The following is a 16,142-nucleotide window of genomic DNA, read 5'->3' as shown; positions in this document are numbered from 1 at the left end:
TGGCAGGCTCTCCCTTTACGGTACCCCGGCTTGTGCCAGCTGCCCCACACAACGCCCATTACACGCCCAACGCTTAACCAAACACTTGCCCACATTGACCCGCTGCCGCCCTTGAACCGCAGCGGGCACAGAAAATTACGGGGTCTAGGAAAAGAGCGCGATGCTTGCGGCCAAGGTTTCCGCCGAGTGCTGGAGCTGTTCTGCCTCGCGCTCATCCAGATGGGTGTCCAAGACCCGCTGCACTCCACCAGCTCCAACAACTGAGGGCACGCTCAGGGCCACACCATCAATACCGCGGTAGCCGTGGAGGACGCTGGAGACAGGCAGAATACTGCGTTCATTTTGCAACACAGCCTCCACGATGCGGGCACCGGAAAGCCCTATGGCGTAGTTCGTGGCACCCTTTCCGGCAATGACCTTGTAGGCGGCGTGGACCACGTCATGAGTGATGGTTTCGAGCCGTTCGCGGGGAAAGAGCAAGCCTTTAGCGCCATCAGTCCACTGCGAGAGTGGAGTCTGCCCAATAGTGGCAGAGGACCACAACGGAAATTCGGTATCACCGTGTTCGCCAATGATCAGCGCGTGCACGCTCTGCGGCGCAACGGCCGCCGCCTCGGCTACGATCCAGCGCAACCGGGAGGAGTCCAGCACCGTCCCGGAGCTGAAAATCCGCCCGGGAGGCAGGTTGGTGATGCGTTCCGCTACAGCGGTGAGCACATCGCACGGGTTTGTGACAAGGATGAAAACGGCGTTGGGCGCCAGCGCCACCATGGGCGGCAGCATCTTTTCCAGGATGCCCACATTGACCTCAGCCAGCTGCAGCCGGGTCTGCCCCGGTTCCTGCTTGGCCCCCGCAGTGATGACGATGACGTCCGAATCGGCCACCAAATTTATGTCACTGCCGCCGGTGATTCGTGAGGATCCGGTAAAGGGCGTGCCGTGGGCCAAATCCAAAACTTCGGCATCAACTTTGGCCGTGGCAATGTCATAGAGCACCACCTCGCGGGCGGATCCACGGATCAGGGCGGCGTAGGCCAGTGAGGTCCCGACACTGCCGGCGCCAACAATGGTCAGTTTGGTACTGCGAGGGATAGTCATGCTCCCAGTATCCCCGCCCAGCCGGCCAGACACGGATTATGTCCTAGCACTTCAGCCAGAGCGCAAATCCCGTTCCCCGCGTGCACGCCGCGGGGAACGGTGCGTTAAAGCCGGAACTATCAGAACACTGGATTCCAGGTGCCCAGTACGACGGCGGCGCTCACTGACACGCCGGCGATCACCAATCCTGTGGCCACCACCGCGATGTCGATATGGCTAAAGGTCGATTCACGGGCCCAGGTCCGCTCACCCGTACCGAAGCCCTTCGCCTCCATGGTCACTGCCAACCGCGATGCCCGCCGAACAGCCTGCACCAGCAACGCCATGGCCTGTCCCAGTTGCGCCTTTAACCGGCTGAACAGCCCGGAAGCGCCGCCCACACCACGTGCGCGGCGTGCCATCCCCAACGTTTGCCATTCGGCCACAAGCAACCCCACTAGGCGCATCGCTGCGAGCGCGCCCAGTACAAAGCGATGGGGCAGGCGCAGCTTTTGGGCCAGCGCATCGGCCAAATCAGTGGGGTCGGTGGAGGCCAGTACGATGATCCCAGGCAGGGCAATCGCCAGACCACGCAAGGCGATAGCCACGCCAGCCTCCAGGGATCCGGTGCTGAAGGTGACCGGGCCCAAGGCCAGCAGCAGTTCACCGGTCTTGGGCGCCAAAAGAGCTGTTCCGTAGCCACCCACCAGGGAAGCCAGCAGGATGGGCCAGCCGCGGGTCAGTAGCATTCGCAGGCTCAATCCAGCCAGCGGCAGAAGTATGCATTCGAGTACGAGTGCCACCGTGGCAGAGACCCAGTCCACACTCACCAGCAACACCACGGTCAGGGCCATTCCGGCTCCGAGCTTCGCCAACGGGTTGGCCCGGGCCAGCAGTGCGGTGGACCGCGGTGTAGCAATAATGTCAACGCTCATCGCTGCGCCATCCTTGCAGCCGCCTGCGCTCCGGCAAGGTCCGCTGGTGCGCCCAAGACCAGCCGGTCCCCACCGAGCACTGCGCTGAACGCGGCGTCATGCGTCACCGACACCACGGCCGTGCCTGCATCCAGCAGCTCCGTTAACAAGGAGGCCAGCTCGGCCCACGTGTTCGCGTCCTGTCCAAACGTAGGCTCGTCCAAGACCAGGAGTTGTGGGCTCGCCGCCAGCACTGTTGCCACTGACAGCCGCCGCTTCTCCCCACCCGAAAGTGTGAACGGGTTGGCGTCCGCTAAGTGTTCCAGCCGCAGGCGCACCAGTAGTTCATCCACGGTATCCTCGCCACGGCCTAGCAGCCTCGGCGCAAACAACAGCTCATCCCGGACAGTACCAGCAACAAATTGGTGCTCGGGTTCCTGAAAGACGGTGCCAATCCGGCTGATCAAATCCCGTCCACGCCATTTCAGCGGCTCGGGCCCGGCACCGCGCGCCAAGGGTTCCAGCGCAGCCAAGTGGCCACTCACTGGGGCCAGCAGTCCGGCCAGGGTCAGTGCGAGCGTTGACTTTCCGGATCCATTGAGCCCGGTCACACTCAGCGCATGCCCGGCCCGCACCTGCACTGAAGGCACCACGGCTGCCGGCACCACCGGGCGGCGCTTGCGTCCCTTGGTGCGGGAGAGCGCCAAAGCCTCCGCCTCTAGCAGCAGGGGGCGTCCGGCGTCGGACGGGTTGGTGATGCGGGCACGGACTTCCGGGACGTGGCCAGGAACCCAAATACCAGCCTTGGCCAGTAAGTCCCGGCTCTGGGCAAGAACCGTGGCGGGAGGACCGTCGAACAGCACGCCACCGGGCTCTCCCAGGGCGGCCGGAGCCAACACCACTATCCTGTCCACCACCTCCAGCCAGACGGAGACGCGGTGCTCCACCACAACCAGGGTGGCCCCGGTTTCATCGAGGCTGCGGCGCACGGCGTCACGGACCTCCACCACACCGGCCGGATCCAGGTTGGCGGTGGGCTCATCGAGCAGCAGCAGGCCGGGCCGCATGGCCAAAATACCGGCTAGTCCCAGGCGCTGCTTCTGCCCGCCGGAGAGTGCGGAGCTGGAGTGGTCCAGTGGCAGGTTCAGGCCCACCGACTCCAAGGCAGCCGGGACGCGGCGCCAAATTTCCTCGCGCGGCACGGCAAGGTTTTCAGCGCCGAAGGCAACGTCGTCACCAATGCGTGAGAGCACCACCTGAGCATCAGGGTCCTGCTGCATGAGCCCGGTACGGCCGCGCGATTCGTGCACAGGGCGCCCGTCAATGAGCAGCTCACCCATCTCATTGGCGTCCTCGTCATCCCCGAGCACACCGGCTAGGGCGTGCAGCAAGGTTGATTTTCCGGCACCCGAAGGGCCCAGCAGCAGTACGCGTTCACCCGGGGAGATTTCCAAATCCAGGCCGTGGAGGGCTTGGTTGTTCCGGCCCGAATGCTGCCAGCCCCACCCCCTGACAGAGACCTGTACTGGTGCACCGCGGTTCTGCACGATGGCCATGACTAGATTGCCTTTTCGGTGGCGGCCCCACGTGAGGGCAGGTTCGCCAGCGCGCCTGTGCGTGCCAACCCGCGCACGGCCAGCCAAGAAATTACCCCCGCAATGAGAGCACCGGAGACCATGGCCAGCACCGCGTAGACGAGCTTCCATTCCAAGGCCCAGGCCACGTTGTAGATAAGGTTTTCATAGACGCCCAGCGCCAAGCCGGCCAAGGTTCCGGCCAAGATGGCAACGGGAAGATTGAATTTGCGGTAACGGAATACGGCGAAGGCCAGCTCGGCGCCTAGGCCTTGAATCAAGCCTGAGAGCAGCACCGTGAACCCGAAGTGGGTTCCCAGCAGTCCTTCAACGGTGGCGGCGATCAATTCGCAATATAACGCCGCGCCCGGTTTGCGGACCACTAAGGCACCCAGCACGCCGGCAATCAGCCAGCCGCCAACGTAAAGTGCACCAACGGGTGGGAAGGCTACGGTGAAGGCTGCGATGAAACCGTAGCCGGCGGACCAGAGCCAAAAGATAACGCCAACGGCAACACCCAGAACCGAGACGACAACAATGTCGACAACCCGCCAGGTGCTTTTGTTCTTTTGTTGCGTGTTTTTCGGGGCGGACGTGCCCGTAACTGACTTACTCATGTTTCCTCCTTTTCAGGAGGGGCGGCTGCAGCGGTCTTTCCGCGCAGCCGAAGAGAACTCGACTCCCTTCGCCGGTACTAGCCGGAGCAGGTTCGAGGGTCTGCGGCGAACCGCACTCTCAGCGCCGACACCCGATAAATGGGTGCACGCTCCCCTGTCGTGTTTGAATTGCGGCTTCAGCTTACCCCCGCTCACACCCGGTAGCCAATGCGTGGAAAGAAATGCGTCATGAAAAAAGTACTGCAGACGCCCACCGTGAGATGGAGGCCTGCAGTACTTGATGGAACCTTTTTCAGTTTTTGCTGTTGCTAGTGCTGGCGCACCTTGCGTCGGCTAGCCATGATCAACCCACCGAGCATGAGAATCACAGCGATCCCACCTGCTGCACCGAGGTTGAACCCGGTGCTGGCGAGGTCATCACCGGCACCTGCCGTGGCGCTGGCACTGGCGGAAGGTGTGGTTGAACCGTCCTTCGTGGGCGAGGCACTCGGTGACGGGGTGTCACTGGGTGCGGTACTGGCGGTGGCCGATTCGGTCGGAGTAACCGTGGCCGTCGGAGTCGGGGTCGCCGTGGCCGTCGGAGTCGGTTCCACCACTTCCTCACCAATGTACGGGCCGCCAGCCACAGGACCGGTGGCGCGCAAACCAAGCTCATAAACGGCCAAGGTCTGCTCACCCATGGCTGCTGCGCCCGGAGTGAATAGGATGCGGATACCCTCAATGCTTTCCTGCTCCAGAACAGCTTCCTGGAAACTGCGTTTCGGATCCAAGGCACCCACGGTGACCCATTCGCTGTCGACCTTAACTTGCAGGTCCCCTGCCACATGGCCCACCACAACGGCTGACTTCATGGCGGCCGGTGCATCCAGGGTATTGGAGAGGTATGAACCCTCTACCGGGGCCTGGGCAGGCTCGAAGGCTGTGGCAATGGTTGCGTCAAAGGCACTCTGCGCACCAGTACCATTTGCGCCCGGCAGGTTGCTGGCCAGCCGTTCATTTGCTTCCAGGGCCTGGAACTCGCGGATCTTCACCCACTGGCCACCCGGGTTGGTGCCCGTGGACACCAGACGGATGTACCGTGCGCTTACAGGAGTATCAAAGTTCTGCTCAATGCGCGGCTTGCTCTCAAACACTCCGGCCTGTGTCCAGGTGGCATTGTCCGCCGAATACTCCACCCGTGCGTGGTAGAACATGTCACCGTTATTGGTGTCGGAATCGGCCTGCTGGATCAGCACCTTGCCCACCGTCTTCACGGCGCCTAAGTCAATGGTGACGGTGGAACCGTTCACGGGAGGTGCACTGGACCACCAAAGAGTGCTGGGATCGCCGTCAACCATGCGTGTGAGCGCGTTGCTTTGGTAGGTGGGAAGTGAGGAAGTAGCCGTTGCGGGGAAGTAGCTGGACGCTGCCACGGGGCTCAGGTTCAGCCAGGTGTTGTACCGTCCCTGTGCCTCTTTGCTAAAGATTTCAAAGAGTCCATCTCCCACCGAAGGAACAATGACGTTAGGCGTGATGCCAATGTTGTTCGGCCCAACATCGGGCACGGTGGCCGCCTTGGCCAGAGCAATATCTCCATTGGCTGCAAGCGCACCATCCGTGGCGGCTACGCCATTTCCCGCCTTAATGGCCTCCAGCATGCTGATTTGCTTCTCCATGGCCGTGGCCCAGTGTGCTGCGGCGTCAATCCACGGCTTGGAATCATCGTAGAAGCCTGTCATGGCCATGTCAGGCAAGGTTTCCGGGCCTGCTGCAATGGTGGCCAAACGAGCCTTCAACGGTGCCATTCCGGCCGTGTTTCCGGCGTCGAAAGCTGTCCAGAAGGTTGCGATGTCTGCGCTCAGGGCCGGCGCCGTTTTGGATTCCGGACGGTAGGGCTTCCAGCTCTGGTTCAGGTCCACGAAGGTTTCCAGAGACGCCCTGATGGCCTCATTGGGGCCGGCAAGCTCACTGATAATGGAGGATTGTGTTGTTGCGGGCACATACTGGGGGCCGTTCCAGGAGTAGTCGCCGAACCCGGCCAGGGCGATCATCGAAGAATACGGTTCGATCATCGGGTTGGAAGTGATGCCGTCAATGTGTTTGTACAGGTTGGCGTCGCGGCCCTCCAGCGGGTTCAGGAACAGGCGTCCGCGCTGTCCATCATTCACGGGCAGGTTGTCCCAGATGTAGAAATGCTCGGCGTTGTAGGAAGTCACCGCCTTGGTTACTGAAGCTTCCGTAATGGTGTTGGAGAAGACGCCTTCACCGGTCCACTGAATACGGATCGAATCATCCGTCTGCAGACCAAACTCACCCTTGTAAGGGTCTGGACCGGAACCGGCATAGTTGGTGGGCACTGTCTGCAACGGTGCCAGCCCATGGACGTTAATGTAGTCCTTGACGATCCGGTTCAAATAGAACCCCTGGCCCTGGGCAAGTGAACGGAATCCCGGCAAGGTGAATTTTGCCTTGTCCGCGGCACAGTTCAGGTACGGGTTGATGTCATCGAGCGCAATGTAGAAGCTGCTGACACCGATTGCGCGCAGCTGATCAAATTTGGCCACGGTGGCGGCGAAATCCTGATCGTCGGAGTAGCAGACGTCATTGCCCGGTGAGAGTGCAAAAGTGAAATTAACGTGGTTGGCATTGGCCTCATCCACGAGTTCTTTCAAATCGTTCAGCTGCGCCTGCGGGTACAAATCACGCCACTTGGCACGCAGGTAATTATCGTCCTTGGGCGTGTAGATGTAAGTGTTCATCTTGTGCTTGCCGTAGAAATCAAACTGATCCAGGCGGGCCTGATGAGACCACGGGATGCCATAGAAGCCCTCAATGCCGCCACGGATGGACATCAACGGCCAGTCCTTGACCGTCATGGCTGGCGCCACACCGTTGGCAACAACCTGACTCAGGCTCTGCACGGCGTAGAAAGTACCTGTGGCATCGGTGCCGTTAAGTACCAGCGCAGGCTTGCCGCTGACGGTTCCGGTGGCGATGACATATCCGTCAGCATCCAGTCCAGCTGCGCTGCCGGATCCCACGGCCGTGAGCGCGGTGGATACAGCCGGGTTGTCCGCAACGGTGCCAAGGAAGACTGTGGCGCCGGTGGTGCCCACACCGCTGACAAAGGTGGCGGTACCACCGGCAGCGGTAATTACTTCCGCTAGCAGCTTCTTGGCTGCGGCATCCGCATTTTCACCGACTGCCACTTTTACTGCGCCTGTCAAGGGAACAGCAACGCCTGCGGTGCTGACTTCCTGGGGAGTGGGCAAAATTTCGGCGGCCGAAACCGCTGCCTGAGCGGCCGGAATCGCTGACGGAGACAACGCAGCCATCCCACCTCCGGCAATAATCGCCAGGGCCAGAGCCCCGGAAGTGACGTTCTTATACGCTCGTTTCAATCTGTTCCCCTTGGTGCTCCACGCTCACGGCAAACCTTGTTTGATATGGATCACATTCGCTCGCAACTCTAACGATGTGGCGCGGATCACGTCAACTGGTTAAGGGCCCGGCTTGCCTTGTGAGAGCACGCAAAGCGCCAGTGAATCTCGCCAGCTCCCGGGTTACCCGCTGCAGCTAAGGCAGTGAAAGCGCTAGGCTGAACTACAGTGCTTTCCCGCACCAGCGTGAATCCCCACAAAGGAGTCCTTTATGAACATCGTCTTTAAGTTGCTCGGAACCGGCATCAGCCTCGGTGCCGGCTTTGTTGCCAGCAAGCTCGTGGATTCCGTCTGGGAAAAGAGCACCGGCAACAAGCCGCCCAAGGATGGGGCGGATCTAAATAACAGTCTCCGGTCAGCACTGACCTTTGCGCTGGTCTCCTCGGTGGTTGCGGCCATCATTCAGACCCTGGCTTCACGCACCACCCAGAAGGCCATTGCACGCTTTAACAAGCACCCCGAAGAAATCTGAGCCCACTCCTCCCAAAAACGCAGCAGTCCCTCCCCCAAAAGTTACTGAGGCTTCCGCGTTACTGAGGCTTCCATTACTGCGGCTTCCGTGAAACTACGACGGCGGATGGCTAGGGCTTGCTTTCCTCTTCCACCACTGCGGCAACCACCTGATCGAGCTCATCAACACTGAGCATCTCAGGGCGGCGGTGTTTGGTCCGGTAGCCGGCCCGGCCCACCATGTGCGCCGATACCGGCACCGTGAGTAGCTGGAACAGCCAGGCCACAAGCAGAACCGGCAGCAAAGACCAGACGTGCATTTGCAAGCCAATGGCCGTCAACATCAGCAGCAAACCTAAAACCTGTGGCTTTGTTGCAGCATGCATGCGGCTCATCAAGTCCGGAAACCGCAGCAGCCCAATGGCGGCGGCAAGGCTCATGAGTGCGCCACCCAGCAGGGCGATCACCGTCAAAACATCAATGAGCGTATTCATCCGTCGCCTCTCTTATGGGCCGCAAAACGAGCCACCGTGACTGATCCAATGAACCCAATCACCGTCAGGACCACCAGCAGGGCCAGATTGTCCGTATGTTTATTTGCGGCCATGTCCGTGGCCAGTGCGGCGCCGAAGATGGCCAGCAAAACATCAGCGGCGATCACCCTGTCCAGCAATGACGGCCCGGAGGCAATCCGGTAGATAGTTCCGGCAGCCGCGAGCGTGAGCACCGCTGCAACAATAATGACCACAACATCCATGACGCTCACTGCCCCTCACCTAGGTCTTTTTGCTGATCGGGACTTTGCTGATCAGAATCTTGCTGATCGGGACTTTTGAGGATATCCGCATACGCAACCATGGATGCCCCAGTGCGTTCAGAGCGCAGCTCCGCCAGCTCTTCCTTGGTCCCCATCACAGTGATCAGCCTGGCTTCAATGTCTTGGATCCCTGTACGAACCCGCTCCACGCTTTCTGGAGTGGGCGCGTTCATTGCGTGGACGTAGAGAGTGGCGCAACCCCTATCCACTTCAACCACCAAGGAACCCGGAATCAGTGAGAGCACGTGACCCACCGCGGTCATGAGTAGATCCGAGGGGCTACGAAGCGGGACGGCAATGACTGCGTTGCGGATTTTGGGCCCCTTGGCAACCGCCCAGTACAGCACTTGGCAACTGGCAACGGTGACTTGCTTGAGGAACCACAAAAGGAAGATCACGGCCTGCAGCACGTTAAAGCGTCCACTGAGCTCAATGGGCGGCAGGTAAAAAACTTGTGACACTGCTAGCGCTATGAGGGCCCCAAAAAGAAGATTCCCGGCACTGAAGTCCTGCCACAGGGCGCCCCAGACAAGGACCAGCCAAATAAGCAGCGGTAGTTTTTGCAAAGGGTTCAGCTTGCGCCTGGCGTTGATGCTCTGGCTCATGGCGTACCTGCCCCTTCGCCAAGCACGGCTTCAATGTAAGGAGTGCGGGCCAGCATGCTGGTGGCAGCATCTTGGCTCAGTTCAAACAATGGTCCCGCAAAGATGCTCATTGCAAGGCCCAAAACCACCAAACCCATGGTTGAATACACCATCATCTTGGGCAGGATGGGGATCTCGTTCTCTCCAGAAAAACGTCCTTCGGTGGCATCCACATGTTTGCTAGTGCGCAATGCGCTCATGCTGGGCTGGCCGGAGGAGTCAGGTGCCGTGGCCAAAAGGACGGGGTCCGGGTTCTCGGCGTCGGCAGTGCTGCGCCAAAATACTCGGTTCCATACCCGGGCCATGACCAACAACGTCAGCAGGCTAGCCACAACACCGCCAATCACCACTGCGTAGGCCATGGGTGAGCCGTCAGCCACCCCCGCTTGCAGCAGCCCCAACTTCCCCAGGAACCCTGAGAAGGGTGGAATGCCGGCCAGATTCATGGCGGGAATGAAATAAAGCACCGCAAGGATCGGGGAGAGCTTTGCCAACCCACCCAGACGCATGATCGAGGATGTTCCGCCACGGCGTTCCACCAACCCTGTCACCATAAATAGCGAGGTTTGAATGGTGATGTGGTGAATGACGTAGAAAATGGTGGCGGCCAGCCCCAGCACGGAGGAAAGTGCCACACCAAAGATCATGTACCCAATGTGACTGACCAGAGTGAAGGAGAGCATACGTTTAATGTCCGTCTGTGCCAGCGCCCCAAGAATTCCTACGATCATTGTCAAAAGGGCAACAACTAGCAGCACCGCATTGAACTTATCGGAGGGAAAGAGCAGGGTTTCCGTGCGGATGATGGCATAGACGCCAACTTTTGTGAGCAGCCCGGCGAACACTGCAGTTACGGGGGCGGGGGCGGTGGGGTAGGAGTCAGGCAGCCAGAATGATAGCGGGAAGACGGCGGCCTTGATGCCGAACGCTACAAGCAAAAGAACATGCAAAAGGTCTTGAGTTCCCGAGTCCAGCTCGCCAATTTTCACGGCCAGATCCGCCAGAGTGACAGTTCCAGTGGCACCGTAAACCATGCCGATGGCGATCAGGAACAGCAGCGAGGAAACAACACTGACCACAACGTAGGTGATGCCAGCCCGGACTCTCGATCCGGTGCCACCTAGTGTCATCAGCACATAACTCGCGGTCAAGAGGATTTCGAAGCCAACATAAAGGTTGAACAGGTCCCCTGCCAGGAAAGCATTAGAGACACCTGCCACCAGGATCAGATAGGTGGGGTGGAAAACAGACAGGGGGCCACCCTGTTCACCGTCAGCCGCGCCCTGACCTGATGCGTAGGCAAGGACGGCCAGGCTCACCGCTGAAGAAATCACCAACAGCAACGAGGAGAACTGATCGGCCACCATGACGATCCCAAAGGGCGGCGCCCAGCCACCAAGATGGACGGCAATGGGCCCCACTGTCCACACACTGGCCAATACCCAGACCTCCAAACCAAGGGTCAGGGTGAGGGTTGCCAGGCTGACACGGCGTTGAGCGCGCGGTTTTCTGATCAACACAAAAGCCAAGGCGGCGCCCAAGAAGGGCAGAACTACCGCGAGCGGGGCGAAACTTGCAACATTCATGCCTTATCCTTTCTGGGCTTTTTGTGGGGGACGGCAGGTTCAGAAAGTAGCTGCACTGCCCTCTTCGGCCCTATACCTGGGATGGTTTCGCGCTTAGCTGCGGGCTGGTTATTCTCATGGAAGTCGGAGACTTCAATGGGGATTTCGGAGTCCTCTTCATCGTCATACAGCGCCTGCTTGGCAACCCGAAGGTCTTCCCTGTCCACCTGGATGTCATCGGCTCGGCTGAGCAGCCAGGACCTGTAGATCAGGCTGAGCATAAACGCTGTGACGGCGAAGGAAATCACAATAGAGGTCAGGATAAAGGCCTGCGGCAAGGGATCATTATATTCCGTTGGCGGAATGTCTTTATTGAAGATGGGTGCTAAACCGGCATAGCCGCCCGTGGCCAGCAAGAGCAGATTGGTGGCGTTGGCCAGCAACATCAGCCCAAGCAGCACGCGTGTCAGGCTGCGTTCTAACAACAGGTAAATTCCCACGGCATAAAGAACACCCATCACCAGCAGCAGTGTGAGGTTGACACTCATCGAGAAACCTCCAACGGCTCGTCGTCCTCAATCATCTCCATGGAGTCCAGACCGTCCTCTTCATGTTGGTCAATCTCCGAGCCCAGGCTGCGCAAAACGTCAATCACGAGCCCCACAACCACCAGGTAGACGCCAATGTCAAACACCGTGGAGGTCACAAACTTCACATGGCCAAAAACCGGCAGATCAAAAGCAATAATGGCACTTTGGAAGATTTCCCCGCCAAAGAACAGTGGTGCCAGTGCTGCCAGCGCCGCCATGGCTAGGCCCAGACCCAGAAGAGTTCCCGCTGAGATGCGGGTGGCCTCGGCTAGTTCAAAACGTCCGCCAGCAAGGTAGCGGATGGTCAGGGCAAGCCCTGCTATCAACCCTCCTGCGAAGCCTCCACCAGTGCCGTTGTGCCCCACCAGCAGCAAGTAGATGGAGATGATGATGATGCTGTGGAACAACAGCCGGGTGACAACTTCAATAATGATGGAGCGCCGTTCTGGTGCCAGCGTCCGCCCGGCCACGAGCCAAGGGTTGCTCGGTGAGGCAGTGAATTTCTTGGCAAGGTGAATGGTGGGTTCAAACTGGGACACGGGCAGCTTGCCAATGCTGCCCGTTTCCACGGTCTCTGCCCGGGGAAGGCGCTGGCCGCGGCCCCTGACAAAGATCAGGCTGGCTACACCTGTAGCGGCGATGGCCAGGACGGAAATCTCACCAAAAGTGTCCCACGCCCGAATGTCTACGAGGGTCACGTTGACAACGTTGAGACCACCCCCGCCCTCATAGGCCAGCACGGGCAGGACAAGGCTCACGGGCTCATGGATCCTGGCCCCCATGGCAACGACGGCCACAACCACCATGGTTGCGCCGAAGCCAATGCCTAAGATCAGGCGTACCAGGCGGTGACTGCCCGCCTGCTTGCGTTCAAGCAATCCAGGCGGCAGTGAGCGCATGGCCAACACAAAAGCCACCAAAATGATGGTTTCTACAAGCATCTGGGTCAAAGCCAGGTCCGGTGCTCCCTGCAAAGCAAAAATCAGCGCTAACCCGTACCCGGTGACGGACACCAACAGTACGGCCATGAAGCGCTTGTTCGCCCTGGCCGCAGCAAGTGCGCCGATGATAACAACCGCCCCAGCAATGATTTGGAACGGCGAGCCTGGGTCAACAAAGTAAATATCTTCTGTCCAGTCCTGCACATTCAGGAGCAAGACAGCTAGCACGGAAACTATCGCGGTGGAGAGGATCACGGAAAGATAAAAGAACAAGGAACCACGCTGGGTGCGGCCCGTAACCCAAATGGCTACGGCATCCAGCACCACAATTGTTTTCCGGTAGGCACGCTCAAAATCAATCCCCGCAGGCAACTTAGCTTGGAAGGCTTCAAACTTATCCCGCAGTTTAAACAGGATGACTCCCACTGCAATCACTAGCGCGCTGAGTCCCAGCGCGGGTGAGAAGCCGTGCCACAACGCCAGATGCATGCCGTCCGGGTCATAGGCGGGGAACTGATCGCTATAGGGTCTAATCCACGTTTCAACGAGGTGCGGGAAGAATCCGTAAACCAGCGTCAGGAGGCTCAATAGGGCAGGGGCTGCCAGGAAAAGCCAACTGACGGGTTTGAAGGCTGTGGACATGCCCTTGGACTTGGCGGCGAAACCGCCCCACAGGAACCGTGCACTGTAGGCAAAGGTCAGCGCCGAGCCCAGAACCATCCCGGCCAAGACAGTCCACCCCACCACGGGGCCGGCTGGCCCATAAGCGGCAGAGGCAATGAACGCCTGGAAGATGCCCTCCTTAGCCACAAAACCTGCCATGGGCGGCAGCCCGGCCATGGATGCGGCCCCGATCAGGGCAACGATGCCCAGCTTCGGAGCCGATTTGAAGACCCCTGAAAGCTCACGAATATCGCGGGTACCGCTTTGGTGGTCAATGATCCCCACCACAAGGAAGAGGGAGGCTTTGAACAAGCCGTGCGCCAGGACCATCGCCATACCGGCCATGGCAGCTTCCTGACCGCCAAAGCCCACCACCAGGGCGATGAAACCGAGCTGGCTGACAGTGCCATAGGCCAGAATCAGCTTGAGATCGTGCTGGCGCAGGGCCCGCCATCCGCCCAGCAGCATGGTGCCCAGCCCCAGCACCACAATGATGGGCTGCCAATATTCGGTCTCGGAGAAGCCCGGAGACAGACGGGCAATGAGGTAGATCCCGGCCTTCACCATTGCTGCTGCGTGCAGGTAGGCGCTCACGGGTATGGGGGCTGCCATCGCGCCCGGCAGCCAGAAGTGGAACGGTAGCAGCGCCGACTTGGTCACGGCCCCCACAAGGAGCAGGGCAATGCCAATATCCAGCATCAGCTGGGGACTTCCCACGGCGGAGATCAGCTCGGGTGCCTTCGCCAAGATCTCGGAGATGCTGTATGTGCCGGCGCTTTCACCCACCATGATCAAGCCCACCAGCATGGCCAGCCCGCCGAAGGTTGTCACGATCAAGGCTTGCAGGGCCGCACGCCTGGCGGCGATGCGAGTGCGGGCGTAACCAATCAACAGGTAGGAAAGCACTGTTGTCAGTTCCCAGAAAACAAACAAAAGGATGAGGTTATCCGCCGTCACAAGACCAAACATGACACCTGCGAAGGCGAGCAGCTGGGCACCAAAGCCGGCCAAGCCGGCGTCGTTGGTCTTGAAATATCTGGCGCAATAGGCCAGCACCAGGGCACCAACCCCAAGCACCAGCAGTGACATGAGCCAGGACAGCTGGTCCATTTTGAAGCTCAGGTTCAGATCAAGGACGGGAACCCACGGGATCTCCAGCGACGGGCTGGGCAACGTGGACGAATACACATTGTTGTACTGCGCCACAAGCCAGACGAAACTGATCCCGGGCACCGCAGCAAGGATGTAAAACGCCGAGCGACCCCATCTGGAGAACAAAATGGGCGAGAAAATGGCCACAAGGAAGTGTGCACACAGGACAAACAACACTAAGGGCTCCACATGTTTCGGGCTGGAAATGAGCGAATCACGGGGGTTAAAGTCGGTTCCCGACACCGCTAGTCTACCAACCCTGCCCCTTCTCAGGGTGAGCTTTGGCTCCATGTCGGTGTCCCGAATGCGGCTGCCCGGGACCACCTGCGCGAAATGTTCCGGTGCCTTACCCCGCCCCGTTGATTCCGCCGGATAGCATGTGCCGTATGACTGAGTACCCTCCCTCTGCCGCCGCCTTCACCGCGACTCCGGCCAAAACACCGGCAACCAAGTGGCAGATCACGGCCTGGGCGCTGTGGGATTGGGGCGGCGCCGCCTTCAACGCCGTCATGACCACGTTCATCTTCACCGCCCTTTATCTAACGGGCGATGACTTTGGTGGTGCCGACAAGGCAACGGTCACACTGGCATTTGCCATGTCCATTTCTGGTTTGGCCATCGCCTTGCTGGCCCCGGTTGCCGGGCAACGCACCGATCACAGCGGACGCCGCAGGCTCTGGTTGGGCATCAACACCTTGATTGTGGTGGTGCTGACGGCAGCGTGCTTCTTTGTTCAGCCCCAAGAGTCTTTTTTGCTCTTCGGGTGCATGCTCATTGCTGCCGGCCACGTCTTCTTTGAGCTCGCGGGTGTGAACTACAACGCCATGCTGTTGCAGATTTCAACGAAGAAGAGCATTGGCCGGATCAGTGGCATTGGCTGGGCCGCCGGATACCTCGGCGGAATCGTGGCCTTGCTCATTGTCTACTTCGCGTTGATCAAGCCCGAGGTAGGCATCTTCGGCATCACGAGCGCCGACGGCATGACGTACCGGGCCGTGGCCGTGTTCTCGGCCCTGTGGATATTGGTGTTCTCAATCCCCATCATGTTCGCCATCCCCGAAACCAAACGCGATCCAAATATGCCCAAGGTGGGATTCATCCAGTCCTACATGGAGCTCGTTCACACTATTGTGCGGCTCTGGCACACTGAACGGCACACCCTGTACTTCCTGATTTCCAGCGCCATTTTCCGTGACGGCCTGGCCGCCATCTTCACCTTTGGGGCGGTCTTGGCGGTGGGGTCCTTTGGTTTTGCCACCGGTGACGTATTGATCTTCGCCATCGCCGGCAACGTGGTGGCCGCAGTGGGCGCCTTATCCGCCGGATTCTTCGATGACAAGTTCGGCCCCAAGGCCGTCATTGTGACCTCACTGATAGGCCTGCTCATTTCCGGCGGGGCCTTGCTCTTCCTGGATGGGAAGAACGCGTTTTGGGTCTTCGGGCTGATCCTGTGCCTGTTCGTGGGCCCGGCACAGTCCTCTGCAAGAACCTTCATGGGCCGTTTAGCGCCGGAAGGGCAGGAAGGGGAGATCTTTGGGCTGTACGCCACCACAGGCCGCGCCGTATCCTTCTTGGCCCCACAACTGTTTGGGCTCGCCATTGTGATCTTCGGAGCGCAACGGTGGGGCATCATTGGCATTTTGGTGGTGCTGTTGCTCGGCTTGTTGCTACTTCTGCCCGTCAAGGCCCCGCCACACGGTGCGGGGGCACACTAGCGGC

13 protein-coding genes and 1 riboswitch are annotated in these 16,142 nt (G+C 59.7%); of the genes, 2 read left to right on the top strand and 11 right to left on the bottom strand.

Annotated features, from left to right (window positions below):
• Positions 1-144 precede the first annotated feature (144 nt).
• The 5 genes from RY113_RS06185 to RY113_RS06165 form a co-directional block, all read right to left on the bottom strand.
• Positions 145-1,098 carry an L-lactate dehydrogenase gene (locus RY113_RS06185; RefSeq protein WP_110105214.1) on the bottom strand — a complete coding sequence of 318 codons (954 nt, stop codon included), beginning with the start codon at positions 1,096-1,098 and terminating at the stop codon, positions 145-147.
• 119 nt (positions 1,099-1,217) lie between these two features.
• On the bottom strand, positions 1,218-2,012 hold the full coding sequence (locus RY113_RS06180; RefSeq protein WP_110105215.1) for an energy-coupling factor transporter transmembrane protein EcfT: 795 nt from the start codon (positions 2,010-2,012) through the stop codon (positions 1,218-1,220).
• On the bottom strand, positions 2,009-3,547 hold the full coding sequence (locus RY113_RS06175; protein ID WP_315913894.1) for an ATP-binding cassette domain-containing protein: 1,539 nt from the start codon (positions 3,545-3,547) through the stop codon (positions 2,009-2,011). Before RY113_RS06175 ends, RY113_RS06180 begins: the two co-directional genes overlap by 4 nt.
• Positions 3,548-3,549: 2 nt before the next feature.
• The gene (locus tag RY113_RS06170) at positions 3,550-4,182 is read right to left on the bottom strand and encodes an ECF transporter S component (protein WP_110105217.1); all 633 of its coding nucleotides are present in this window, start codon (positions 4,180-4,182) and stop codon (positions 3,550-3,552) included.
• A gap of 46 nt (positions 4,183-4,228) precedes the next feature.
• Positions 4,229-4,348, bottom strand: a riboswitch (TPP riboswitch).
• Between the two features lie 142 nt (positions 4,349-4,490).
• Positions 4,491-7,562 carry a beta-N-acetylglucosaminidase domain-containing protein gene (locus tag RY113_RS06165; RefSeq protein WP_315913893.1) on the bottom strand — a complete coding sequence of 1,024 codons (3,072 nt, stop codon included), beginning with the start codon at positions 7,560-7,562 and terminating at the stop codon, positions 4,491-4,493.
• Positions 7,563-7,812: 250 nt separating this feature from the next.
• Here RY113_RS06165 and RY113_RS06160 point away from each other — a divergent pair, with 250 nt between their 5' ends.
• A complete protein-coding gene (locus RY113_RS06160) occupies positions 7,813-8,073 on the top strand; it encodes a DUF4235 domain-containing protein (RefSeq protein WP_110105219.1) in 261 nt (86 codons plus the stop codon).
• 109 nt (positions 8,074-8,182) lie between these two features.
• Here RY113_RS06160 and mnhG read toward each other — a convergent pair whose 3' ends face one another.
• Genes mnhG through RY113_RS06130 form a run of 6 tightly spaced genes read right to left on the bottom strand, consistent with a single transcriptional unit; the run spans position 8,183 to position 14,600 of the window.
• The gene (gene mnhG / locus RY113_RS06155; protein WP_315913892.1) at positions 8,183-8,545 is read right to left on the bottom strand and encodes a monovalent cation/H(+) antiporter subunit G; all 363 of its coding nucleotides are present in this window, start codon (positions 8,543-8,545) and stop codon (positions 8,183-8,185) included.
• Positions 8,542-8,808: a monovalent cation/H+ antiporter complex subunit F gene (locus RY113_RS06150; protein ID WP_110105352.1), complete on the bottom strand. Its 267-nt coding sequence runs from the start codon at positions 8,806-8,808 to the stop codon at positions 8,542-8,544. The genes mnhG and RY113_RS06150 overlap by 4 nt, the downstream gene beginning before the upstream one ends.
• Before the next feature lie 5 nt (positions 8,809-8,813).
• Complete coding sequence (locus RY113_RS06145; RefSeq protein ID WP_110105221.1) at positions 8,814-9,473, bottom strand: Na+/H+ antiporter subunit E; 660 nt, start codon at positions 9,471-9,473, stop codon at positions 8,814-8,816.
• Positions 9,470-11,098 carry a Na+/H+ antiporter subunit D gene (locus RY113_RS06140; protein WP_110105222.1) on the bottom strand — a complete coding sequence of 543 codons (1,629 nt, stop codon included), beginning with the start codon at positions 11,096-11,098 and terminating at the stop codon, positions 9,470-9,472. Before RY113_RS06140 ends, RY113_RS06145 begins: the two co-directional genes overlap by 4 nt.
• Entirely contained in the window at positions 11,095-11,625 is a 531-nt protein-coding gene (locus tag RY113_RS06135) for a Na(+)/H(+) antiporter subunit C (protein WP_315913891.1), read from the bottom strand. The genes RY113_RS06140 and RY113_RS06135 overlap by 4 nt, the downstream gene beginning before the upstream one ends.
• The gene (locus tag RY113_RS06130) at positions 11,622-14,600 is read right to left on the bottom strand and encodes a Na+/H+ antiporter subunit A (protein ID WP_315913890.1); all 2,979 of its coding nucleotides are present in this window, start codon (positions 14,598-14,600) and stop codon (positions 11,622-11,624) included. Before RY113_RS06130 ends, RY113_RS06135 begins: the two co-directional genes overlap by 4 nt.
• A gap of 209 nt (positions 14,601-14,809) precedes the next feature.
• Between RY113_RS06130 and RY113_RS06125 the strand changes: the two genes are divergently transcribed.
• Positions 14,810-16,138, top strand: coding sequence for an MFS transporter (locus RY113_RS06125; protein WP_315913889.1), 1,329 nt, complete (start codon positions 14,810-14,812; stop codon positions 16,136-16,138).
• Positions 16,139-16,142 lie beyond the last annotated feature (4 nt).

Source organism: Arthrobacter sp. lap29, from assembly GCF_032458965.1.
Taxonomy (GTDB): Bacteria; Actinomycetota; Actinomycetes; order Actinomycetales; family Micrococcaceae; genus Specibacter; species Specibacter psychrochitiniphilus.
Note: the sequence above shows the minus strand (reverse complement) of the source record. Positions and strands in the feature narration are given on the sequence as shown.

Excerpts from the sequence above, each read along its gene's own strand:
- RY113_RS06140 (WP_110105222.1), bottom strand. The coding sequence starts at position 11,098 with ATGAATGTTGCAAGTTTCGCCCCGCTCGCGGTAGTTCTGCCCTTCTTG.
- mnhG (WP_315913892.1), bottom strand. The coding sequence starts at position 8,545 with ATGAATACGCTCATTGATGTTTTGACGGTGATCGCCCTGCTGGGTGGC.
- RY113_RS06180 (WP_110105215.1), bottom strand. The coding sequence starts at position 2,012 with ATGAGCGTTGACATTATTGCTACACCGCGGTCCACCGCACTGCTGGCC.
- RY113_RS06145 (WP_110105221.1), bottom strand. The coding sequence starts at position 9,473 with ATGAGCCAGAGCATCAACGCCAGGCGCAAGCTGAACCCTTTGCAAAAA.
- RY113_RS06175 (WP_315913894.1), bottom strand. The coding sequence starts at position 3,547 with ATGGCCATCGTGCAGAACCGCGGTGCACCAGTACAGGTCTCTGTCAGG.
- RY113_RS06125 (WP_315913889.1), top strand. The coding sequence starts at position 14,810 with ATGACTGAGTACCCTCCCTCTGCCGCCGCCTTCACCGCGACTCCGGCC.
- RY113_RS06135 (WP_315913891.1), bottom strand. The coding sequence starts at position 11,625 with ATGAGTGTCAACCTCACACTGCTGCTGGTGATGGGTGTTCTTTATGCC.
- RY113_RS06150 (WP_110105352.1), bottom strand. The coding sequence starts at position 8,808 with ATGGATGTTGTGGTCATTATTGTTGCAGCGGTGCTCACGCTCGCGGCT.
- RY113_RS06170 (WP_110105217.1), bottom strand. The coding sequence starts at position 4,182 with ATGAGTAAGTCAGTTACGGGCACGTCCGCCCCGAAAAACACGCAACAA.
- RY113_RS06160 (WP_110105219.1), top strand. The coding sequence starts at position 7,813 with ATGAACATCGTCTTTAAGTTGCTCGGAACCGGCATCAGCCTCGGTGCC.
- RY113_RS06185 (WP_110105214.1), bottom strand. The coding sequence starts at position 1,098 with ATGACTATCCCTCGCAGTACCAAACTGACCATTGTTGGCGCCGGCAGT.